Source organism: Leptospira vanthielii serovar Holland str. Waz Holland = ATCC 700522, from assembly GCF_000332455.1.
Lineage (GTDB): Bacteria > Spirochaetota > Leptospiria > Leptospirales > Leptospiraceae > Leptospira_A > Leptospira_A vanthielii.
This window is the reverse complement of the sequence record NZ_AOGY02000039.1, coordinates 83,213-105,702: the sequence shown is the minus strand read 5'-3', so window position 1 is coordinate 105,702 and position 22,490 is coordinate 83,213. Positions and strand designations below refer to the sequence as shown.

The window sequence follows — 22,490 nt, the reverse complement described above, 5'->3', positions numbered from 1 at the left end:
ACCCACCCCGAATTCTCCCGATTCTTTTAAATTTACAATTGATTCACTACGCCACGCTCTAAACTCTTTCTATCGTGAGTTTTTTAGGCCGCCTACGTTCGTTACCTATTTCAGATATCCTTTTCTTTTTCTTTTGTACTTTCTCTGTTTGGAACCTCCATCGGTATGTGGAGCCAGTACCGGCTCAATCCTTCTATCCATCCTTTTTTCTGCAATTTGCCTTTGGATTTTTTCCGCAAATCTATCAGAGGAAGTGGGGAAGGATATTCACAGCCCTTGGGGTTTTTACTTTCCTTCGGCTTCCCTATTTGTCTGGACAGCCTATGGTGGGTTCTTACCAGCTCGTAGGATTGTTTTTTGGCGCCATCCTTGGGATTTGGAGCCGGGAGGTCATCCTAGTCCTTCTAGGCAGGAATGAAACCTCTCTTCCCAAACAATCGGAACAAATTCTAACCGATTGGATGATCCGTAACCCCACGGGAAAATCCATCCAACCCATTTGGTATTCTACATATTTTGGTTTTGTTCTTTTTCTTTTTATTTTGACCGTGCTTTGTTTTTTCCAATACCAAGGACTTGGGTTGGTTACAGGACTTGGGATCCAAGAGTATTTGTATTTTCCCTCTCTTTCTTCCAGAGAAGCTATGGGTCTTTCTTGTAAGATCCTTGTTCCTACTTCCTTCGTAATTCTATATTTATTTTCCGAAGAAAGGTCTATGCCTACACCGTCTAAGGATAGTTTGTCGGAGCAGATTCGGTTCGGAATTTTTTTAGGACTTGGAATCAATTTACTGGTAATGACGATCCAATCCCTTTGGAGTTTGGATTTTTTTTCCGAAGGGACTTTAGAAAGTGTAAGGGCGGGTCGTAGTACGGGCCTTCTACAAGACTCAGGTTCTGCTTCTTGGATTTTACCCGTTCTTTCGTTATTATGGATTACTAAACTCATAACCAACTGGCGTAAATCCAAAGAAAGATTCAGTTTGGTTCTTGCAATTTTTTCTTTTCTTTTTGTGACTTGGCTTGGACTCAAACAAGGAAAAGCCTTTTGGGTGGTGTGGACCATTTCCAATGCCATTGGTATCATTCATATAACAACTGATTTGTGGATCATATCGATCACGAAAAAAAGAATCACAAGGGTTGTATTGTATTTACTCATTCCAGTCCTTGGGTTTCTCACTTTATATGGACTAAGTTTTTTACAAAAGGATTGGGGACTGGTTGAGTTATCCAGAAGAACCATGACCGCATTTCCCGTTTGGAAATCAGACCCATATTTAGCACTCAAACGAATGGATTTAGTTCGAGCAGAACTACTGACCATCTGTATGGAAGGAATCAAAAACAATCTTTGGCTAGGAAATGGAATTGGATCTTTTCCACTTGCTATGCTTGATCCTTTTCGTATTGGATCCAAAACATCTAGCGAACTGATTGACTTTCCACCTAACTCCTATCTTTGGTTGGTACATGACTTAGGGATTTTTGGTGCGGTTGTCTTTTTGTTTTATATCGGAGTGTTTTTGTGGGAGAGGGGGCTTTGGAAACAGGCATCATTACTCCTCATTCCACTTTTTTTTGGAGTTCAGTTTCAAAACTCGGATGGGGCTTTTCTTTGTTTTTATCTAATCCTTCTCGGAGAAAAGGGGACTGGATACTCACAGTCTTTTGATAAATTCAGGAAGACAATTTGGTTTTCCCCCTTACTCCTGATCCTTTCTGTGGGTTTACCTTTGAACTATGCACTCTTTTATTCGCAAAGGTTTTGGGATTTTGGAATTGGATCGGAGTATCGCAAAACCCAATTAAAAGAATACCAAACGGCAGTTACTCTTCCCCCAAGACCACCTAACTATGAATATGAATTTCACGGGAAAGTTTGGGAATGGAAACTTTCGGAATTTGGTTCTGCGAGGTCAGGTCGAATCTTTTTAGAAACCACAAATAAAAGCCCAGTGGTAGAATTACTATTTTTGAATTCTGATCGAACGACCATAAAACAAGAGTTATTTTCTGAAGTCGGGCAAGGTTATGTTTGGTCTGGAGAATGTCCAAAGGGGGCAACCTATATTCGACTGAAGTCTAGATCCAAATTAGAATTTCGATTGCCCAGGTCTGGGTTTGATGGAAACAACCGAATCCAGTTTTAAAGTTTTATACCAATCTTCGAATGTATAAATCCTTTGTAATTTTGGCGACGGTTTTACCGTCTTCGCCCAAAACTTCTGTTTCATAGGTTCGAATGGTTTTTTTCTCTTTTTTTAAGAGTTCTTTTAAATCTTCAAATTCACTATTTGGAATATGGAAGGTGGCAGTGACTGTACCTTCTCCGGGTTTGACAAAATCAATTTTTGCCCCTTTGTCCCAAACCATATAATCTTTTCCCAAATTCATCATCAGTAAAAACATAAAAAAAGGATCACACATAGAATAAAGGGATCCTCCAAAATGTGTCCCCACATAATTCGTGTTTGATAATATAAGTGGCATAGTCACTACCATCGTGTTTGGATCCACAAGTTTTGGCAGGATGTTGGCACCTTCATAGGGTTTGAACATACGAAAGGCTTGTTCGAATCCATAAGTTTGTTCTAAAAAGTGCCATAAGGGGTTAACTTTGTACTCAAGAAGAATATCTCTGTGTCTCATAAACACAAGAATTGAAAGTATAGAATGACCGGTCTACTATTTCTTGTGATTGAAAAGAGAGAAATCAAAAAAATCAAAATTCAGAGATACCTAAAATTTCATCCGTCTGGCTAGAAATTTCCCGTAATTGTCCTTTCATCTTAAAAGTGAGTTGTAAGATCCCTTGTTGCTCTTCACGAATTTCCTCACATTCCTTGTGGATTGATTCTGACAGACCTTTAATGTCTTCTAAATTTGTATGTATGGTTACAATTTCACCATACACTTCACCTGATGTATCCCTTACTCTTTCTGCAACATCATCCAGTGTTTTTGCTTTCGAAAGGATGGCCCCACCTCTTGATTTCAATTCTTGAATGGATTGAATCACTTCAGCAATGGTGCCGTGGACAATATGAATTTCATCCGCTATGAATTGAAAGGCGCTTCCAGATTCAATTCCCAATTTTTCCGCTTTCCCGTAATCATTCACGTTTTCTTTGAGTATCTTTGTGATTTGTCTAGCGTTGTTTGCAGTCATTGTAGATAATTTCCCAATTTCATCCGCTATGACAGTGAATCCCTTTCCTTCTGAACCAGAGTGAGTTGCTTCGATAGCAGCATTGATTGCGAGAAGGTTTGTTTCTTTTGAAACTCCATTGATTAAATCAATAAGTTTCAAAATGTTTCCTGAAGATTCACTAAACTTTTTAATGGTTTTATTTGTATCACCTACCTTAATTCGTCCGTCCTGACTTAAAAAAACTAAATTCTCCATAGTATCATTTCTACTTTGAATCTCTGCGATGACAATATTCACAATATCAAACATAATATCGATTTCTTCTGAAGTTTTCCCCACTGCCTCCATAAGTTTTACTTCTTCTGTTGCCAGTTGTGATACAATTTGATAAACGCGGTCAATGTCCAAACCCGCAATATGAATTTTTCCATTTAGATCTGCGATATGTTCACTGATTTCGTCCATTCGTTTGTTGAGGGAAGAACAGTGTTGTAATAAGGAATCTGAATATTCATGGATATCAATCCCTAATTCAGAGAGGAAAAGAACGGGATCAGCCGTTTGGGATTTTGACTCTATCCATAGTTTTAGGATTCTGCGTTTTTTATTGAGTAAAAAAAGGTAAAGGATTGTTAAGATTGCTGCTCCGAGAGCAATCAAGATAGGAAATGGAGTAGGGATTCTACCAATGAAGGATTGCAGAATGATAGTGATAGTCAATACAACTAGGATTGTTACTAAAAAGTTTTCTAAACGAATGAGTTGAGGATAAACCTCGTATTTTTCATTGAGTACTTCATACTTATTTCTATTATTTCCCATTGTGTTATCAAAAATCGCTTTTATATATATTTTTTTAGAGAAAAAACATTAATTCTCCATCTAAACTATTAGACTATGGAATATATAAAAAAAGAACTAGAAGAAAACTCTGAACTGGTCAAACTTTTGCGCAAGCAAGTGCGTGGTGTAGAAGATGTAACTGGTTTCGTTAAAGTGACAACGAACTTAATCGCACAAATAGAAACTTTGTATGCAGAAAAGGAACTATTGTTTGAAAAAACAAATACAAAATCTATGGAAGAAGTAATTTTTCTCCTTCAGGGAATGGAAGAACAATTAAACTCCCTATATTCAGAACATGAGACGTAAAAAAAAACAATTCGAATTGGAACGAAGCTTATGGACAAAGTAATAGACGCAAAATTTTCTAATAAATTGGGAACGTTAACACAGGCAGAGGCGGATGCAGCTGCCTTCGGAATCGTGAAGGTGGATGGAAATGGAAAAATCCTATTGTATAACAAATATGAATCAGAACTTTCAAATTTACCTAACGATACAGTGATTGGTAAAAATTTCTTCACTGAGGTTGCCATTTGTGCAAACAACAGAATTTTTTATGGAAAATTTAAAGAGGGTATGGTCACAAAAAACTTAGATACGGCTTTTAATTACGTATTCACATATAGAATGAAACCTACCAATGTTCTGATCCATTTGTATTATGATAAAACATCTGATACCAATTGGATATTTGTGAAATTGAGGTAGTGGAGTGTCATTTGAGTAAGTAAAGTTTTTCTCGAATATATTCTTCTATCCCAGAAAGACTTGCGAAGTAACTGGTTTGTTTGTCTTCCTCTGGAATTTTGTGTTCTATTTTCTTTTCTAATTTCAAAATCAAATCTATATATTGAATGGATTCCATCCCATAATCATATACTAAATGTTTATTTGGTTCTGGTTGTATCCCAAGGATAGATTCTAAAATTTCTAAAACACTTACATGATGAGAATGATTTGGTTTAGGCGTTTTTATATCTGACTTTTGATTTTGAATTGTTTGGTATTCATCATTACAAAGTTTGGTGATAGTGGGATAGTCTGGTTTTCCATTTGGTAATGTTGGCATGGTAACATTGGTTAAAATCACCCTTGGTACATGGCTATCTGGCAATTCCCGTCTCAAAATCTGTAAAATTTCCGATGCAGGTAAAGTTCCCGTAGAAAAAAGGCCGATGGATTGTCCAAATCCATCAAAGATGGGAACACATACAAATTCTCCTTTTAAGGAGAGTCCAAGGATTTCTGATTCAATCCGATCCAGAGAAACTCTTTTTCCATTATGTTTGATGATTCTGTCTTTTCTGCCAAAAAGATACCATCCAAACTCAGACCAATTCCCTAAATCTCCCGTAGAATAATAAGAATTAGGTGGTAATGTTTCTTTGGCCCAACCTTTTTCTCCCAATAGGAAGGACTGATGGGAAAGAAAAGGACTTTGGATTTGGAGTTCCGTTTCTTCTAATCCTTCTTCGGACCGAAATTTTGTTTCTAATCCTGGAAGAATTTGGAACCTGTTTTGTCTGAGTGGATCTCTATATCCAATCCCTCCAGTTTCTGTAGACCCATAGATTTCGAGAACAGAAATCCCCCCTCGGTCTCGCAGAACACGCGATAAAGGAACTGGAAATTTCATCCCTGAAACCACGGCAGATTCAGGAAGTGGTCTACTTTGTGTTAACGCCGATTGTAACTTAGGAGCCGAGGTGATCCAGAGTTTTCCATTGTCTGAAGATGAGTTGTACTCGATAGGAACACCCAATCGTTTGGGTAATAAAAATCCCCAGAGTAATCCATAAAGATGACAGAGGGGGACTTGCAGATGGACTTTTTCGGACTTTGTATAAAGTGATCGGATTTCAGGATTACTGACCCAATAGGAAATTTCCTGTTCTATCTCGTTCCATTCTTTCCATACTATTTTGGGAAGGCCGGTGGATCCAGAAGTGACAAGACAAAATGACTTGGGTGAAGTCATTGAGGGGAGAGGGAACGTAGTTAAATGTTTTTCGAGTTTGGTTCCTTTCCAAAGTGGATCCACGAGGATAGGATTTTGAGATTCTAAATCGGATTCAAAACTCCCTGAAAGAAAGTAATCGTTGTTTGCAAATCGGAGAATAGAGGCCATAAAACAAAAAATCCTCCCCCCAAAGAATGAAGGAAGGATTTCTTGTAAAGGTAGGTTTATATTTAAGCTGCTTGTTGTTTTTCCAAACGTTTTTTCATAAGGAACCCGAGGGCAGCTCCCACAACGATCAAACTTGCTGAAACTTCAAAAGCGTTTTTGCGAACAGCTTTAAGAAGGTAGGCAGAAAAACCATTGTCAGCGTAAAAATCACTCACTCGAACTACATAGGACGGACGGTTCGGCGCTGGAATTTGGTCTACATGTAAATACCAGTCCTTATGAGCCACACCATTCGAGTGCATCCAAGAATTAAAGAAGATGTAACCAGAAGTGGAAGGTTTACGAATGTCATCACCTTCTGTTGGGTGGTTAAAAACTCCTGGAACAATGATGGCCCAAGGGAAACCATTTTTGTCGATAAAGGAATCCTTTCCCTTACTGTCTTTATAGTAACCTGGACGATAAATTTGTCTGAACACACCATCAGTCTTTTGGTTGATGGCAAGGAAGTAGTTCAAATGTCCACCAACTAGGTTTTTGGTTTCATTCAAATCCACTGGCTCTTCAAATGTAATCGTAACTTGTGCAGTTACACCGCGAACAAAGTCATTGATCGTAAAATTAGATCCTGCTTTAGGAGCATTTTTGCTTCCGAAAAGTGTTTTGTCAGAACTTGGAAGGATTAACACTCCTCGTTTGAGTTGCGCTGCATTTAAAGTCCCGCCAGTGCAGTCCCCAACAACATTTGCAGTGTATTTCGATGCAGCAGCACAACCATTCCATGGATTTCCATTTCCGTCTACATAACTTACTTGTACTGTAGCATTTGTGGGAACATCCAAAGAAAGTCTGAGTTCATGATTATATCCTGCACCTTTGGCAACATGCGTATAAGTTCCACGAATCACCTTCACTTTGTTTGTTGGAGTTTTGTCCATCTCTGTGCTGAATATTGTCGAGTGGTCGTTTAAGTCTGCATCGCCTGCAGATGGATACATATCTTCGAAAGCAATCGTGTATCGACCAGAACGTGCTGTAGTTGCAAGACTTGGATCCTCTGGGAATTCATCATAAGCATTCGCAATCCCATCACAATCAGAATCAACTGCTTGCACACAACCGTTCACAGGTTGGAAATTGGTTGTGTCTACATTGACAACGGGAGCCACAACGACAGTTCCTTCCGATCCAGAACCAGTAGAGGGTTGTTGCACTGGAGCTGATCCTGTAATCTCTACCACTTCACCTGTAGTCGGATTCACACCGATGATACTCACTTCTACTGCGGTAACAGTTGGTGGAACACTAATCGGAATGGTAACGGATCCATTGGAATCGGTAGTTCCTGTTCCCACTACATTCGGTTCTCCTGTAGTTGTCGTTTCCGTAACGGTCACTGGTGCGTTGGCCACAGGTCCTGATTCGTTTTCTACAACGACAGTTACAGGAACAGTAATGTTTGTTTCAAAGTTAAAGTTGCCATCATTGGTTTGGTCTACCACTACAACTGTGGTTTCGTTATTGACTGTTGTCGGTGCTGGCGTTGAAGCAACCGGTGCTGTGGGTGCTGTCACTTCGGTTCCCGGTGTGGTAGATGTTTGGTCTCCACTTGAACCGCCAGTGGTTTCTGTTGGGGTCGTAATTTGGGTTGGATCTGTTGTTTCTAATCCAACAACTGTAAAAGTACCGTCACCGGTATTTGCGGCTGCCGCTTTGGTCTCCGTAGAAGAACCGTCACCGAGCCCCAAAAAAGGGAGAAGTAATAATCCCTTCTTTTTATTGGAACAGTCCAAAATTAAAAGCGGAATTGATAAAAGCACTAACCATCGTTTCATATTGAGATTTCCTACCTGCATAGGGAATTAAACGACAAAAAAGTAAAAAAATCAACGTTCATTTTACGGAATTTAGGGAAATCCATTGGATTCCTTGGGGGAAGTACGAAGAGAGCTGAAAAAAAGAATCAAAACTTAAACAAATCAGACATAAATCTGATTTGTTTCCCGCTAACTTTAGTTTGTTGCTACGTGAGCCACGGCATTCCCAAAAACAAAGTTTTGAAACCGAACCTCTCGATATCCCAACTCTTTTAAGATATTTGCCAATGTTTCTTGGTCAGGATAAACCTTAGAAGAATGAGGGAGATAATCAAACATCTCATTTTCCTTTCCATAGAGTAAATACCCGAATATAGGAACAATTTTGAAAAAATAAAAGTCAGCAAAGAATTTAAGAAATTTTGGCCGCACACGTCCTACATCCAAATTGACAAAAACCCCACCTTTCTTTAACACTCGTTTGATTTCTAATAGGCACTTTTTTAAGTCAGAAACATTACGAAGACCAAATCCCATAGTCACAATATCAAAACTACCATCCGAAAATTGGCTGAGATCCATCGCATCCCCGATGAGAAGTTGGACTCTCGGGTTTTTTGGGATTTTGTGGATGGCAAAGGACAACATCTTTTCGGAAAAATCTAGGCCTACAATTCGTTCCAGTTGCGGTTCCTTCCAGAGCCGAAAGGTTATGTCCCCCGTTCCACAACAAAGATCTAGAGCAGATTTGGCTTCTGGGACAGATTTTTTGGCCTCTCTCACCACCCAATCTTTCCAGACCCGATGCAGGAAAAAACTATTCCAATCGTTGAATCTGTCATAAGCTTTGGCGATTCCATCAAAATTGGTTCTTACATATTCGGGTTTCTTTTCTTGGGATGGCAGTTGGTATTGGTTCATAGAGGTCGATACATCCATGAATTGGACATTTTCAATTCCCGCAATTTTGATTTTTATTCTTCTTTTTTGTTTTTCGCTTACCTCGTTTTATTTTTTCTTTCGAATGATCTTGGGCCTAAGGAAATTGGAAAATCGGAATTTCCGTTCAGAGGTATTTCCCAAAGAACCAACGGAAGCAGAGTTGGAATTGTTTTTTTCCCCATTGGAAAGAACCATACGTTGGTTACCAACCATAGCTTCCCTTTCGATGCTTCTTGGACTTTTAGGTACTGTCATTGGAATTAACTCTGCTTTTGGTGCCATGGAAGCACAAGGGAAGGTCAGCTTAGAGGTACTCGCTGGTGGAATTAAAGATGCGTTGAATACGACAATTGTTGGCCTTCTGGTAGCAATTCCTTCTTTGTATTTTCACCGATTTGCTGAAAACAAAATTCGATACATTTCGGAACTTATGGTAAAGGATTTTTCTTAAACCCCATGAAACTCCGTAAATCAAATTCGGATTCATCAATTGATATCAGTAGTCTCATCGATGTATTGTTTATATTATTAATTTTTTTGATGTTAGCCGTTAGGTTTACAGAAACAACATCAACTTTGCAATTAGACCTACCCAAAACAAAAACGGATTCTATTGGGGAAGAATCTCCCAAGTTCAAAATTCAAATCAATCATTTAGGTTTAGTTTTTTTTGATGGGAAAGAAACATCCAAAGATTCACTAACACTCGCCATTCCAATGAATGAGGGTGGGAAATCTTCCATCGTTTTGGAGGTAGATAAGAGAGCCGTGTTTGAATCTTTTGTTTTTGTAACGGACTTATTAAAGTCGAAAGGATATCAAAAAGTAAACATCGTCACTCTAAAGGATTAGAGGACTGGACCAAATCGATTAGAAATTTATACTTTTTGTTTTTTACTTTTTGTTCTAAGATGTTTTTTCCTTTATCTTCTGTTTTGATTGTATTTAGGACACCGATGAGTTGACCAAAGTTTTGAATTCGAATCAATTGCAAAATTTCTCGTTTGAGTTCTGGGGCCGATGTGTTTAAAAAAGTTTGTACAAATTCCTCTTCAGATTCTTCCAGTTTTGTTGTCCCTCCAAGTTCCTTTGTATGTATGGGACCAATTTTTGATTTTTGAACCAACTCGCCTGGAATGATTTCTAATCTAGTTAAGGGAATTTCAAACCAGAACTCGGATCCTTCTCCAATGGTACTTTTTACATAGATCGAACCTCCTAAAAATTCAACTAACTGATGACAGATGGAAAGTCCGAGGCCAGTCCCTTCTTTGTAGGAACTGCCTTGTTCTGTTTGTTGGAATGCTTCAAAAATTGAATGCAACTGGTCATTCGGAATTCCAATTCCTGAATCTTTTACAATGAATTTTACTGTATCGAAAGAATGTTCCGGGGTACGTTGGATTTGAATTTCTAAACTGACAGAACCTTGGTTTGTAAATTTTAAAGCATTTCCAAGTAAATTAACAAGTATTTGGCGTATTTTTTGTAAATCTGCTTCGTAGTAACAGGATTCAATCACAGTTGGATTTAGAAGTTCGAAACTAATTGATTTTTCAGAAAACCGATAGGAAAACATGGAGAATAAAGTATCCCAAAGTTGAACGAGCGAAAATCGTTCTTTGGATTCTGTCATTTTCCCTGCTTCAATTTTCGATAGATCCAAAATATCATTAATCATTCCGAGTAAATGGACTCCATTTTCATAAAGAGAATTCACATAACCTTTTAAGTGGTTCGGAAGGTTTGGATCCTTTTCTAAAATTTGAGAAAACCCAATCACCGCATGAAGAGGGGTTCTTAGTTCATGTGTGATTTTTGAAAAGAAAACGGATTTAGAACGATTCGCTTTGATGGCGGCTTCCACGGCTTTTTGTAATCGTGTGTTTTGTAGTTGGATTTTTTGCGAATATTCGTTTAATTTATCTTCTGCTAGTTTGCGGTCGGTGATATCAAATACGGTCGATTTACTAATCACAAAATTTCCTTTTTTGTCGTAGGTGGCTGTTGAGTTTAGGCTTACAAAAAAAGTAGATTTATCTTTCCTGATAAATTCCAATTCTACACCAGTTAGGTCTTCATTTTCAGCGTTGAGTTGGTCAGGAAACATCATAAGACAAAAACCTTTGGTCCCGAGTTTGATGATCTTCTGATCTCGGATTAGAAACATATTGTGGTGCCCTGCCATTGAGTAGGAGAGTAGGTTTTCCTCCGCTTTATAGCGGATATAAATGGCACTAATAAAATGCGTACTAATCAGTGGTGTAAGAGTACTGTGGATCCAATATAAACTTTCACTTGGTGATAAAAAAGATTTATCCATGGTTTTGAAAGTAATGATAGCCATAAGAGAGACCATAGCTGCTGCAATTCCGTGTCCAGTCACGTCCCCAAATAAAATATCTAAATCTCCAGAAGGTAACAGATCGTAGGTGATAAGATCTCCTCCGACCAAGTCCATTGGTTTGTAGGAAGTGTAAATTTGATAAAGTGGAGAAGGTGGGAATTGGAATGTTACTAAATTTTCTTGGTTTGCCTTTGCTAGTTCCAAATCTTTTTGAATGGCTTGCAAAAGATCGATTCTTTCTTTTTCGAGAGTTTTGATTTTGATATGGGTTCGAATTCTTGCTAAAATTTCTGTTTCTTGGAAAGGTTTTGTAATGTAATCTACAGCCCCTGTTTCCAATCCTTTGACAATGTCACTGGTTTCATTCAGTGCCGATAAAAAAAGAATTGGGGTGTTTTTGGAACGATCCATAGTAAGTAATCGTTTGGCGACATCAAGTCCACTGATCCCAGGCAACAAAATGTCGAGTAGGATTAAGTCAAAATCGAGTGCTTCTGCTAGTTCTAAGGCATATTCGCCGTCATAGGCCACTGCGACTTCATATCCTTGGTTTAGCAAAATATGAGTGATAATTTCAATATTGGTTTCGTTATCGTCGACAACCAAAATCTTTGCAGCTTGTTTTGTGTGCACAATTCATGAAGGATTCGGTGCAAAAAACATTTGGCAAGAGATTTTTAATTTAGTTTGATTCTATAAGATAGAGAAATGAAAAAGATCATCCACATCGACATGGACGCGTTTTATGCATCAGTGGAACAAAGAGACTTCCCCGAGATGCGAGGGAAACCTGTTGTGGTTGGCGGATCTCCGCATTCTAGAGGAGTGGTTTGTGCTGCCAGTTATGAGGCGAGAAAATTTGGAGTTCGTTCTGCCATTCCTTGTTTTCAGGCTTATAAACTTTGTCCAGATGCGATCTTTACACCACCAAGGTTTGAAGTGTATAAAACAGTTTCTAAAGAAATTAGGTCCATCTTTTTGGAATACACCGATTTAGTGGAACCTTTATCCTTAGATGAAGCTTACTTAGATGTCACAATTAATAAATTAGAAATCCCTCTTGCCAGTACAATCGCAAGAGAAATTAGGAAAAAGATATTTGAGCGCACAGGTCTCACTTGTTCTGCGGGAGTGGCTCAAAATAAATTTTTAGCAAAAATGGCTTCTGAAAAAAATAAACCTAACGGATTATATGTGGTTCTCCCCGGGGAAGAAGAAAATTTTTTGGATGATTTACCATTATACAGCTTTCACGGGATTGGGAAAAAAACTTATGAAAGACTCTCTCTTTTGGGATTTACTAAGGGATCGGAACTAAGGAAAGCAGAGGAAACATTTTTAATTCAGGAATTTGGAAAGATGGGAGCTGTTTTTTATCGAATGGCAAGGGGAGTTGATGATAGGGATGTAATCCCTTTTCGTGATCCCAAATCCATCGGTGTGGAAACTACTTTTACCCATGATTCGGAAGACTTTTCGTATTTGATTCTCACTTTGGAGACCTTATCAAATGAATTAGAATTAAGGATGAGCCGTAAAAACAAACAAGGCAAAACGCTCACTTTGAAAACCAAATTCGAAGATTTCACTGTGAAACAAAAATCTATTTCTTCCGAATCTGTTTTCTACTTGGCAGACAACCTTTTCCAACAATCCTCGAATTTGTTGGCAACTGTCTGGAAGGAAAACACCGATCCAGTCAAAAAAATTCGACTTTTAGGAATTTCTGTTACCAACTTTATTTCAGATGCAATCAATCAGGACCAGCCTTCACTCTTCGGTTAAACTATGTTAGACAACGACAACGATTTAGAATCTCTCGGACCTTTACAAGTACTTCGAGTCCAAGGCGACCCGGATGCACCTACGGTAGTATTATTTCACGGTTATGGTGCTAGTGCATTTGATCTATATCCCATCCATGAAGTTTTAGTTACAGATCAAAAATTTAACTGGGTGTTTCCTCATGGCCACCTAAGTATCCCTCTTATGCCAGGGTATTCAGGTCGTGCATGGTTCCCGATTGATATGGCAGCGTTGGAAGAAGCCATTCGGAAAAATGATTTCAGAAATTTTGCCGACAAAGATCCCGAAGGAATGGATGTCGCTCGCCAAGCAGCATACTTAATGTTAGACGCCATTGGCGTTCCATGGAACCAGCTAATATTAGGTGGGTTTTCGCAAGGTGCGATGCTTGCCACAGACCTAACTCTTAGAAAAGAGGAAATCTCCAAGGGCCTTATGATCCTTTCAGGGGCACTGGTCAATGAATCACTTTGGAAAGAGTTAGCACCTAAAAAATCCAATCTACGGTTTTTCCAATCTCATGGTGAATTTGATCCTATCCTTGGTTATGCGAACGCAAAAAAACTGGAGAAGTTACTTCGGAACTCAGGCCTTCTTGGTGAATTCATCGCTTTTAACGGAGGCCATGAAATTCCGGCACCTGTCATCCAAGGGGTCAGTCGTTATTTGAATAGTTTGTCTTAAAAATTCTCGTTGGCAAACCAATTTGGATCAGTCTAAGTCAGTGGATGGTCATTATGAAACAGTTTCTCATTACCTTTCTTTGTTTTGGTTTATGGCAAGGGGTCTCTGCCCAAGGGTTTGATCACAAACATTTGGTTTGGGACTCACTTCTGAAAAAATATGTAAAGAATGGCCTTGTTTCTTATAAGGGAATCCAATCGGAAGAGGGTAACTTTCGCCAATATCTAGAATCTCTTTCCAAAGTTTCTGAGGTCCAGTACCAGGGATTCACAGAAAAAGAAAAACAAAGTTTTCTCATCAACGCCTACAATGCTTTTACCATTAAATTGATTTTGGATCACTATCCGGTGGAAAGTATCACTGAAATCGGCTCACCTTTTTCGAAAATCAACTTAGCTCGCGGGATTCCTTGGAAAAAGGAATTCTTTTCCCTGCTTGGAAAACCAAGGCATCTAGATTGGATTGAACATGAAAAGTTACGAAAGGACTTTAATGAACCAAGAATCCATTTTGCTATTGTTTGTGCATCCATCGGTTGTCCTCATATAGTTTCGGAAGCCTACACACCGAATGTTTTAGAGAAACAACTCCAAGCAGCCAAAATTGGTTTCTTAAAAAATCAGAAAAAAAATTCTTACGATAAAACAACGAACACTTTATACTTAAGTAAAATTTTTAATTGGTTCCAAACGGATTTCACAAAAAAAACAACCCTCATCCAATTTGTACAAGAAGGATTTGGAGACCCAATCAAACCGGATGCCAAAATTGTTTATAATGAATATAGTTGGGATTTAAACGAATTGAAATAGAATACAGGGGAACGGAAGGTAAGGTGGTTTTAAGGTGCCAATTCCAATTCGTAAGTAATCTTTGCTGTTTTTTCCAGTGTTTTGGCAACAGAACAATATTTTTCTAAACTGAGGTCAATCGCTCGTTTCACCTGTTCTTCTTTAAAGTCACCTTGTACTTTAAATTTCATATGAATGTTTTTAAAGAGATTGGCTTCTTCGACTTTTTCGCGATCCGCATCCACTTCCACAGAGTAATCTTTCACTTCGATTCTGTGTTTGTTTAGAATCATGAGAACATCAATACTACTGCAACCGGCAAGTCCCATAATCAAAAGTTCCATAGGCCTTGGTCCGGAATTTTTACCACCGATTTCAGGGGATGCGTCGATATGAATGGAGTTTCCGGATTCGTTCCGAGCTTCCAAAACGTAAGGGGATTCAATTCGATTCAGTTTGATGTTCATAAATTTTTAAATACAAAAGTACGAAGCGGGCCAAAGACCCGCTTTTAAATACTACTTATTTGGTTGTGGAGTGTAACGTAAATAAGGTTTGATGGTGCGAAATCCTTTTGGAAATTTTTTCTTTGCATCTTCATCAGAAACGGATGGAACGATGATTGTATCTTCTCCGTCTTTCCAGTTGGCAGGAGTTGCTACGCTAAACTGAGAAGTAAGTTGTAAAGAGTCAATCACACGTAAAAGTTCGTCAAAGTTTCTTCCCGTGGAGGCAGGGTAGGTGAGAGTTAATTTCACTTTTTTATCTGGCCCTACAACAAATACCGAACGAACTGTAGTTGTTTCACTAGCATTGGGGTGAATCATATCATAAAGATTTGATACTTTACGATCGGCATCGGCAATGATAGGATAGGTGACTATGGTTCCTTGTGTTTCGTTGATATCAGAGATCCAACCTTTGTGGCTGTCCACTGGGTCAACAGAAAGTGCGATCACTTTCACATTGCGTTTTTCGAACTCTGGTTTGATTTTTGCTACATATCCAAGTTCCGTTGTACAAACTGGTGTGTAGTCTTTCGGGTGAGAAAACAAAATCCCCCAACCTTGTCCTAAATATTCATGAAAGTCAATTTTGCCTTCAGAGGTTTCCGCTTGGAAATTGGGTGCTTCATCGCCTAAACGTAGTGCCATGATTTGTCTCCTATAAGATCAGTTGTTCCCAATTTAGAATCCTTGTCTAAAAATGCAAGATTTTGTTATACTTTATTGGATGAAATTTCCATTTTATTGAAATAATTCGCAGATTTCTTACTTTTTTGTCCTGGTAAAAGCTCCATCCCAATCCGGCTCCGGCGGAGTCTCGAGGTAGTACTGGCAACGTTCCCAAAGGAGTTTGCAGGCTTCGTCGCCGTTTGTAGTGAGGAGGGTGTAGAACTTTTTCCCCGCTTCCTCGAACTTACGGTTCAAATAAGAGAAAAGGGCATTTTCGTAGGCTTCGACAAATTTATGATCCGCTTCCGTTTCATCCCCTTTTTTGGCACGAACTTCAAAAAGGGTGACTGGTTTGGTTTTACCTTTCACGCGAACAATATCTAATTTCCGAGTGAAAAAATCCGCTTTGACTTCATCATGAACAAACTCAGAAACCAAAATACAAACACCGTAATCTTTTCCTGCTGCCTCAAGCCTGGCCGCAAGATTCACTGTATCTCCCATCATCGTATAAGAGGCTAGGGCGTCCGTTCCCATAAACCCAACCTTCGCATAACCCATGTTTAGTCCAATTCGGAACTTCATCGTATGGGCTTCTGGAATGTATTTATTGTTTGTTATCCATTCTTTTTTCAGAACTTCTAGTTTGTCCCGCATTTCGACACTGGCAGAAACTGCTTTGAGGCAATGGTTTTCTACATCGAGTGGTGCATTAAAAATTCCAACGATGGCATCCCCAATGTATTTATCCAAAACTCCATCGTGGTGTTTAAGAATGATGGTCATTGCCGATAAGTATTCGTTCAGTAGGTTTGCGAGTTCCTTTGAATTAAGTTTTTCAGAAATAGCACTAAAACCTGCAATATCAGAAAAGAAAGCAGTGATGATTTTTTCACTCCCTTGTTTTAGTTTTTCTAAATCTTTGAGAGCTTCGCCTACCACAACGGGATCTACCATACTTCCGAGAACACCTCGCATTTTTTCCCGTTCTTCTAATCCAGACACCATCTGGTTCAGTGCCACAGTTAGATTTCCAAATTCGTCATTTCCCCCATCATCAAAATGGACATGAAGATTTCCCTGGCCTACATCTTCTGCACTACTAATGATTTTTCTGATTTTTTGAACCACCACACCGGAGATAAATATAGCAAATAGGATCGCCACCAAACAGATCGTAATGGCTGTGAATACAATTTGGTTTCTGTTGTCTTTGATGGCTCGGATCCCATCGGTTCTATCCACAAGGGTTCGAATGAGTCCTGAAAAATTATCACGTAATACCAAGTTTGGAACATTTTCTGATTCCAAAAGATGGGTTCCATCCAACTTCCACATAATTTCTTCTGATTCACTTCGGGAGTGGCCAAAACTTCCATCAGGGAAAAGTTTTTTTAACTCTTTTGTGGGAGTTTCTTGTTCAGCAGTAACAATCCATTTTCGAATGGCCTTCCAGCGGTTCCTTTGGGTTTCTCTGGATTCCGGATCTTGGTAATACCGTTCGTATTCGGTGGGATCGGTTTTGAATTTCATTAAAATCCAATCTTCCAAGGCCACATCACGTAAACTTCTTAAGGATTCAATTTTTTCCCAATTTTCCTCTGGAATGGGGTAGTTTGTGGTCACCGCATCAAAAATCTGATCTCTCGCCTCAATGAGTTCCTTATAGGATTTATAAAAACTAGTAAAAAGTTTGTCCTTTGCTGGCGGAATCGGTGGTTTTGCATTTTTTAAATACTGGATGCGTTCTCTTAATTTGGGAATGAGTTCCGAAAGTTCGTTTGTGATTCGGTAGTCCTCTTTGATGACTTCCCGGTAGTCACCTAATTTTGATTGTACGCTCACCAAGTGGAAAGCTCGCTTAGTGGAGTTTTGGTGCCGAAAAAGTGGGGAATGTAATGCCTGAATTTCTCTGTCTTCCCATTCATAGACATATTGTTTTGCATCTTCGTCTAACGCAGAAATTACATCTGACAAACGTTGGAAAGACTCCACCAAACTTTCTTCCATTTGGTCAAACTGATCGATTTTTGCCAGTGGAGAGGTATTGTCTATGATTTGTGTATCAAAAGAAGCAAGTGAAGTTTCTCCTGGAATCATTGCTGAAAGAGGGAAGGTTTGGATTCGAAAGAGTTGGGTGTCTAGACCTAGTTCTTCGAGTTTGCGTTTTTTGGAATCAGCATAGAACTTTGCGATGAAGAGGTCTAGTTGTGATTTATGATTTCGTATTTCTTTTTTTAGATTTTTAAGATTGGTTTCCCAATTTAGTTTGGCTTCTGGGTCTTCCGGAGGTGTTTGTTTTTGGGTCTCTAAATACTTTTCTTCGTTGCGAACATAAGAAGAAGCAAGACCTTCCAAAGTGTTCCATTCCCTTTCACTAATATTTCTACCGGCTGCTTCCTTTAGTTGGTGGCGGATCTCTCGTTCCAAAACATCCACATCATCTTTGGTTAGATACACGGAAAAAAATGTATCTACCTTCTTGACTACCTTGGATGTTCCTAAAGATCCAAACAGATTGGTTTGAAATCCAAACACAGAAACCGTCTTTTTTTTGGTGACTACTTTGGCAGTGCGGTATTTTTTTAATTCTTCTCTTTGTCTTTCTATCCTTGATTTGAATTCTTCAATTCGGATTAAGTTTTGCGATATATTCTCAATCTCCATTACCAAACTAGCGATAAAATTTTTGGAGACGGCGGCTTGTTTTTCATAACTTTCCGAAAGGATGGCTGTTTGTTGGCGAACGGTAATGATGGAAAGTAAAAGAATTGTTAAGGCAATTAGGGTGCCTGTAAACCAAGCAAGTTTAGCTCTAATTCCTTCGGAAAGGATTTTCCAGACGGAGATGAACCCGGATTGGATCATTTTAAAGAATTCCATAGGCATAGATGAAACATGAGACTCTCAGTTTCCAAGGCAAGATATTTTGTATTTCATGTATTACTTTGTTAGGCGAAAAATGGGAAGAACCCAGTGTAAGTTTGTTCTTTCAATTTTGCTTGCTATTTTTCAATTCGTTCGTATTGTTTTTTTAACAAATGTCCATCAATCGATTTGATTTACTCGCCATCGGGGGCGGTCCTGCCGCACAAAAAGCTGCTATCCAAGCAAGCAAAATGGGAAAAAAAGCAGCCATCATAGAAAAAGACCCTTACCTGGGTGGTGGTTGTGTCCACTATGGAACCATCCCTTCGAAATCCTTACAAGAAACGAGTCGGTTCTATCGGAACTTAAAGTTGTCCAAACTTCACGGATTACAATCCCCACAAACAGCAACACTAACATTACAAGAACTTATGTTTCGTGCCTCTACTGTCATTGAAAAGGAAGAGGATGTCACCCGCGAACAAATGATCCAAAACCGTGTCACCACACTTACCGGTTGGGGGCAAATTGTGGACGCCAACCATGTAGAGGTCACAGACTCTGCGGGAAGAAAAAAAGTCTACGAAACTGAAAACATATTAATTGCAACCGGGAGTAGTCCTCGTAGGCCCACAAACGAAAACATCCCCTTTGAAGATGGATTGATTTACGATAGTGATGGACTCTTTGCGATGAAAAAGATGCCTACATCCTTGGCTGTGGTAGGTGCCGGAATCATTGGATCGGAATACGCAACGATCTTTGCACATATCGGAGTGCAAGTTCATCTATTCGATTCACAAAGTCGGATTCTTGGTTTTTTAGATGAGGATATTTCGAATGAAATGACTGGCATCATGCAACAATCAGGGATTTCGATCCACGTAGATTCTTCCATCACAAAATATCACAAACTACCGAACGACGAAGGGTTTGAACTCACAACTAACAGAGGTGAAGTGATTCGGGTCAATCAGGTGTTAATCTCTCGTGGGCGTTTAGGAAATGTAGACAATTTAGGTTTGGAATCTGTGGGTATAACACCCAATGACAGAAAACAAATTTTAGTAAACGAACACTATCAAACAAATATTTCGAATATTTACGCCTGTGGGGATGTCATCGGATTTCCTAGTTTGGCCTCTGTTTCCATGTACCAAGGAGCTTATGTCGCAAAACATATGTTTGGTCATTCATCTGCCCCTGTAGACGCCGAAGAGTTTCCTATCGGAATCTATACCTTACCAGAAATTGCAACCATTGGACCGACAGAAGAAGCATTAAAATCCCGTGGAGTCAATTATGGAGTGGGGATGGCTCGTTTTGATACCATCACCCGCGCCCAAATCAGTGGAGACCAAGTCGGACTTCTAAAAATTCTCTTTGATAAACAATCTCGGCGAGTTCTTGGAGTTCATATCATTTCGGACAAAGCAACGGAGCTCATTGCTCTTGGTCAATGTGTGGTCAATCTCAAGGCTCCCATTGAGTATTTCACCGAGCACATATTCAACTACCCGACCATGATCGGGGCCTATAAGAATGCTGCTAATGACGCCCTTTTACGTGAAAAATAATCTGGATTCCTTGAGAATCTGACCTGTCCCGGTTGTTTACTTTTACAGAGAGGAACGGGATTTTACTTGTCAGAGACTCGGTTTTACCAACACATACAAGATTGTGTCAGACAAAGCTGTCTCTATGAGTCAAATTTATGAAAGAAGCCATAAGCGTATTTATGACTTCCTTTACAAGTACACTCAAAACGCGGATACGGCAATGGATTTGATGCAAGACAGCTTTTTAAGTTTCCATAAGCACTACGGCGAAGCCGGTCTCTCAGAAGAGAAGTCTGTGATGGTTTTGTACACCATTGCCCGCAATTTATCTATCAATTATGCTAAAAAGTTTTCTACAACAAGAGAGATTGTCTCTGATGAGATCGAGTTTCATAGTCACAATCCAAAACTTGAAACCAGGGCAGAATACCAAGATTTAGAAGATAGGCTCTATTCCTTTTTAGGGGAGTTGTCGGAAGAAGAACGTTCTGCTTTGTTACTCAAGAATGTGGAAGGATTTCAGCTCGTGCAGATCGCTGAGGTTTTGGGAGTTTCGGTTTCTACCGCTTCTCGTCTGGTCATTCGGGCCACAGAGAAGGTGTTAGCCATTGCTAAGAGAGAAAATCTGGTACCGGATTAGTATAATGAACGAATTTGATAAGCAACATACAATCGCTAAATGGGAAGAACTCCTACGTAAACCCGCAAAGGTTACAGAGTCCAGAGAATTCCCTTCTTGGGAGGTTGTATCTAAACGAAACATCCAGTTCGAATACAATCCAAACCAAGTTTCTGGATCCAATGTTGTTTCTTTTTTCCGTAAACCTATGGGCCTTGCCCTTGTTGGTGGATCGGCTCTGTCGCTTGCTGCGGCTTTATTTTTTGTTTTTTTCTTAAACCCATCCCAGACAAAAAACTCCGAACTTACAATGGCTTCTTCGGCGAATAAAACGGCACAGACGGTTTCTCCATTGAAGGTTTTAGTTTCTTCTGTGAAAGGAAAGGTTTCAGTCCTACCGCAAGGGAGTTCTAACCCTGTCCCTCTGGTGAAAAAATACCAAGTGGCATCGGGGGATGTGATTATTACAGAGGGGTCTTCTCAAATCGATTTGGATTTTGAAACTGGTTCTTGGATGCGAATTACTCCTAATTCAGAAGTGGTTATGGACGTGATTGAAAAAACTAATGAGGCTCAATCACAAAAGTTCTCTGTAAAAAAAGGGAAGTTGTTTGCATCTGTCTCCAAACTTTCTAAGGACAGTCAGTTTGTTGTCCAGGCAGGTGAGCATCTTACGCAGGTTAGAGGGACTGTTTTCAGTGTTCAATTTGATGGAAAATCCGAAATGGTGGCAGTACATGAAGGTTCCGTTGCTGTTGATGATCTTATTTTAACTTCGAAACAACAAACGATTGTAAAACTAGGAGAACCAGTACCAGTAGCCGCTTCCCCTGTAAATCCTAAAGAAGATAAGGAACTCAAAGCATTCCAAACTCAAACCATTCTGGCGCGTGAGACTATGCTATATGAAGAACATGCTAGATTAGAACTTGTTCGATTGGAAGATGGAACGGAATACCGAGGAGTGATCCTTGGACAGTCGGAAACACATCTTCACTTCCAGGGATTGGAAGGTCTTATCGAAATCCCAATCCAGAAGATTCTAGAAACAGAAAAAATCCGTTAATCCCTATAAGTTTTTGACAATTTTGTCTTTTTCTGAGAGGCTCATCTCCAACACCCTAGGGGAATACCTTAAAGGAAGCCATGCCGCAAAATCACAAAAAAACCTTTCGTTTCCACTATCTCATCGATAAGGAATTCCAGTTAAAGTTTTTAGCTCATTATTCTCTTTTGTTTATATCTGGGGTTCTTGTAACTTTGGGTTTTTTATACTGGTTGAACCAAGCTAAGTATGATGGTGGTGCAGTATTTCGTCTTCGCCAAGATGCACAAACCGTGTATTGGAAAGTAGAAAATGAAGATGCGGCTCCGAATGAAGCGAAGGACAAATTTGTTCCGAGAGAAATCTACCTCCCAAACTATGACCACCAATTGAATATGTATACCATCCAATTTGATGCGGTGGTTACACTTTCCATCTTGTATTTACTTTTGATCACAGTATTTTCAGTCTTTAAATCTCATAAGATGGCGGGCCCTGTTTTTAGCATCAAACGCTCTTTGCAAAGGATGGCTTCGGGGGAACCCATTGAAACGATCCGAATTCGGAAAGGAGATGAGTTCCAAGAACTTGTGGAAGTGCTGAATGAAGTGATTCAAAAACGAGTGAGCGGGTATGAGGAGGTCAGATAGGTAACAAAAGAGACAACTCACATGGGTAACACCTACATTGTGTATCGGAGGACAATCCG

The 22,490-nt window shown here is 39.4% G+C and carries 21 protein-coding genes; 12 read left to right on the top strand and 9 right to left on the bottom strand.

What is annotated here, in order from left to right; all coding sequences use genetic code 11:
• Positions 1-167: 167 nt before the first annotated feature.
• Positions 168-2,153: a hypothetical protein gene (locus LEP1GSC199_RS08880; RefSeq protein ID WP_039926434.1), complete on the top strand. Its 1,986-nt coding sequence runs from the start codon at positions 168-170 to the stop codon at positions 2,151-2,153.
• Between the two features lie 4 nt (positions 2,154-2,157).
• On the opposite strand, the gene LEP1GSC199_RS08875 is transcribed toward LEP1GSC199_RS08880, so the two are convergent.
• Positions 2,158-2,652: a DUF4442 domain-containing protein gene (locus LEP1GSC199_RS08875; RefSeq protein ID WP_039926450.1), complete on the bottom strand. Its 495-nt coding sequence runs from the start codon at positions 2,650-2,652 to the stop codon at positions 2,158-2,160.
• Between the two features lie 73 nt (positions 2,653-2,725).
• Positions 2,726-3,976 carry a methyl-accepting chemotaxis protein gene (locus tag LEP1GSC199_RS08870; protein ID WP_002980607.1) on the bottom strand — a complete coding sequence of 417 codons (1,251 nt, stop codon included), beginning with the start codon at positions 3,974-3,976 and terminating at the stop codon, positions 2,726-2,728.
• Between the two features lie 75 nt (positions 3,977-4,051).
• On the opposite strand from LEP1GSC199_RS08870, the gene LEP1GSC199_RS08865 reads away from it, so the two are divergent.
• Together LEP1GSC199_RS08865 and LEP1GSC199_RS08860 are read left to right on the top strand one after the other, a co-directional pair.
• On the top strand, positions 4,052-4,306 hold the full coding sequence (locus tag LEP1GSC199_RS08865) for a hypothetical protein (RefSeq protein ID WP_002980767.1): 255 nt from the start codon (positions 4,052-4,054) through the stop codon (positions 4,304-4,306).
• A gap of 30 nt (positions 4,307-4,336) precedes the next feature.
• Positions 4,337-4,708 (top strand): PAS domain-containing protein, encoded by a 372-nt coding sequence (locus tag LEP1GSC199_RS08860; protein WP_002980601.1) that lies wholly within the window; start codon positions 4,337-4,339, stop codon positions 4,706-4,708.
• 7 nt (positions 4,709-4,715) lie between these two features.
• Here LEP1GSC199_RS08860 and LEP1GSC199_RS08855 read toward each other — a convergent pair whose 3' ends face one another.
• The 3 genes from LEP1GSC199_RS08855 to LEP1GSC199_RS08845 all read right to left on the bottom strand — a co-directional run bounded on the left by LEP1GSC199_RS08855 (position 4,716) and on the right by LEP1GSC199_RS08845 (position 8,866).
• The gene (locus tag LEP1GSC199_RS08855) at positions 4,716-6,128 is read right to left on the bottom strand and encodes a non-ribosomal peptide synthetase (protein WP_002980736.1); all 1,413 of its coding nucleotides are present in this window, start codon (positions 6,126-6,128) and stop codon (positions 4,716-4,718) included.
• 62 nt (positions 6,129-6,190) lie between these two features.
• Entirely contained in the window at positions 6,191-7,963 is a 1,773-nt protein-coding gene (locus tag LEP1GSC199_RS08850; RefSeq protein WP_002980838.1) for an LruC domain-containing protein, read from the bottom strand.
• Between the two features lie 177 nt (positions 7,964-8,140).
• Complete coding sequence (locus LEP1GSC199_RS08845; protein ID WP_002980755.1) at positions 8,141-8,866, bottom strand: ubiquinone/menaquinone biosynthesis methyltransferase; 726 nt, start codon at positions 8,864-8,866, stop codon at positions 8,141-8,143.
• Between the two features lie 124 nt (positions 8,867-8,990).
• On the opposite strand from LEP1GSC199_RS08845, the gene LEP1GSC199_RS08840 reads away from it, so the two are divergent.
• Both LEP1GSC199_RS08840 and LEP1GSC199_RS08835 read left to right on the top strand, forming a co-directional pair.
• Complete coding sequence (locus LEP1GSC199_RS08840) at positions 8,991-9,338, top strand: MotA/TolQ/ExbB proton channel family protein (protein ID WP_232420738.1); 348 nt, start codon at positions 8,991-8,993, stop codon at positions 9,336-9,338.
• A gap of 5 nt (positions 9,339-9,343) precedes the next feature.
• Positions 9,344-9,739, top strand: coding sequence for an ExbD/TolR family protein (locus tag LEP1GSC199_RS08835; protein ID WP_002980709.1), 396 nt, complete (start codon positions 9,344-9,346; stop codon positions 9,737-9,739).
• Here the strand turns inward: LEP1GSC199_RS08835 and LEP1GSC199_RS21770 are convergent.
• Complete coding sequence (locus tag LEP1GSC199_RS21770; protein WP_002980808.1) at positions 9,723-11,867, bottom strand: response regulator; 2,145 nt, start codon at positions 11,865-11,867, stop codon at positions 9,723-9,725. The two genes, LEP1GSC199_RS08835 and LEP1GSC199_RS21770, sit on opposite strands and share 17 nt — an antisense overlap.
• Positions 11,868-11,942: 75 nt before the next feature.
• On the opposite strand from LEP1GSC199_RS21770, the gene dinB reads away from it, so the two are divergent.
• From dinB to LEP1GSC199_RS08810, 3 genes are read left to right on the top strand one after another with little or no spacing between them, the layout of a single operon-like run.
• On the top strand, positions 11,943-13,019 hold the full coding sequence (gene dinB / locus LEP1GSC199_RS08820) for a DNA polymerase IV (protein WP_002980822.1): 1,077 nt from the start codon (positions 11,943-11,945) through the stop codon (positions 13,017-13,019).
• Between the two features lie 3 nt (positions 13,020-13,022).
• Positions 13,023-13,724, top strand: a complete 702-nt coding sequence (locus LEP1GSC199_RS08815; RefSeq protein ID WP_002980666.1) for an alpha/beta hydrolase — start codon at positions 13,023-13,025, stop codon at positions 13,722-13,724.
• A 53-nt stretch (positions 13,725-13,777) separates the two neighbouring features.
• Positions 13,778-14,536 carry a DUF547 domain-containing protein gene (locus tag LEP1GSC199_RS08810; protein ID WP_002980654.1) on the top strand — a complete coding sequence of 253 codons (759 nt, stop codon included), beginning with the start codon at positions 13,778-13,780 and terminating at the stop codon, positions 14,534-14,536.
• Between the two features lie 29 nt (positions 14,537-14,565).
• Here LEP1GSC199_RS08810 and LEP1GSC199_RS08805 read toward each other — a convergent pair whose 3' ends face one another.
• From LEP1GSC199_RS08805 to LEP1GSC199_RS08795, 3 genes are all read right to left on the bottom strand, one after another.
• Positions 14,566-14,982 (bottom strand): OsmC family protein, encoded by a 417-nt coding sequence (locus tag LEP1GSC199_RS08805; RefSeq protein WP_002980625.1) that lies wholly within the window; start codon positions 14,980-14,982, stop codon positions 14,566-14,568.
• A 51-nt stretch (positions 14,983-15,033) separates the two neighbouring features.
• Positions 15,034-15,669, bottom strand: coding sequence for a peroxiredoxin (locus tag LEP1GSC199_RS08800; RefSeq protein WP_002980675.1), 636 nt, complete (start codon positions 15,667-15,669; stop codon positions 15,034-15,036).
• A 117-nt stretch (positions 15,670-15,786) separates the two neighbouring features.
• Complete coding sequence (locus tag LEP1GSC199_RS08795) at positions 15,787-18,558, bottom strand: adenylate/guanylate cyclase domain-containing protein (protein WP_002980636.1); 2,772 nt, start codon at positions 18,556-18,558, stop codon at positions 15,787-15,789.
• 173 nt (positions 18,559-18,731) lie between these two features.
• Between LEP1GSC199_RS08795 and sthA the strand changes: the two genes are divergently transcribed.
• The 4 genes from sthA (at position 18,732) to LEP1GSC199_RS08775 (ending at position 22,431) form a co-directional block, all read left to right on the top strand.
• Positions 18,732-20,135: a Si-specific NAD(P)(+) transhydrogenase gene (gene sthA / locus LEP1GSC199_RS08790; RefSeq protein ID WP_002980765.1), complete on the top strand. Its 1,404-nt coding sequence runs from the start codon at positions 18,732-18,734 to the stop codon at positions 20,133-20,135.
• 124 nt (positions 20,136-20,259) lie between these two features.
• Positions 20,260-20,757 (top strand): RNA polymerase sigma factor, encoded by a 498-nt coding sequence (locus tag LEP1GSC199_RS08785; RefSeq protein ID WP_083901938.1) that lies wholly within the window; start codon positions 20,260-20,262, stop codon positions 20,755-20,757.
• Between the two features lie 4 nt (positions 20,758-20,761).
• On the top strand, positions 20,762-21,802 hold the full coding sequence (locus LEP1GSC199_RS08780; RefSeq protein WP_002980827.1) for a FecR domain-containing protein: 1,041 nt from the start codon (positions 20,762-20,764) through the stop codon (positions 21,800-21,802).
• 80 nt (positions 21,803-21,882) lie between these two features.
• Positions 21,883-22,431, top strand: coding sequence for a hypothetical protein (locus LEP1GSC199_RS08775; RefSeq protein WP_002980764.1), 549 nt, complete (start codon positions 21,883-21,885; stop codon positions 22,429-22,431).
• Positions 22,432-22,490: the final 59 nt, after the last annotated feature.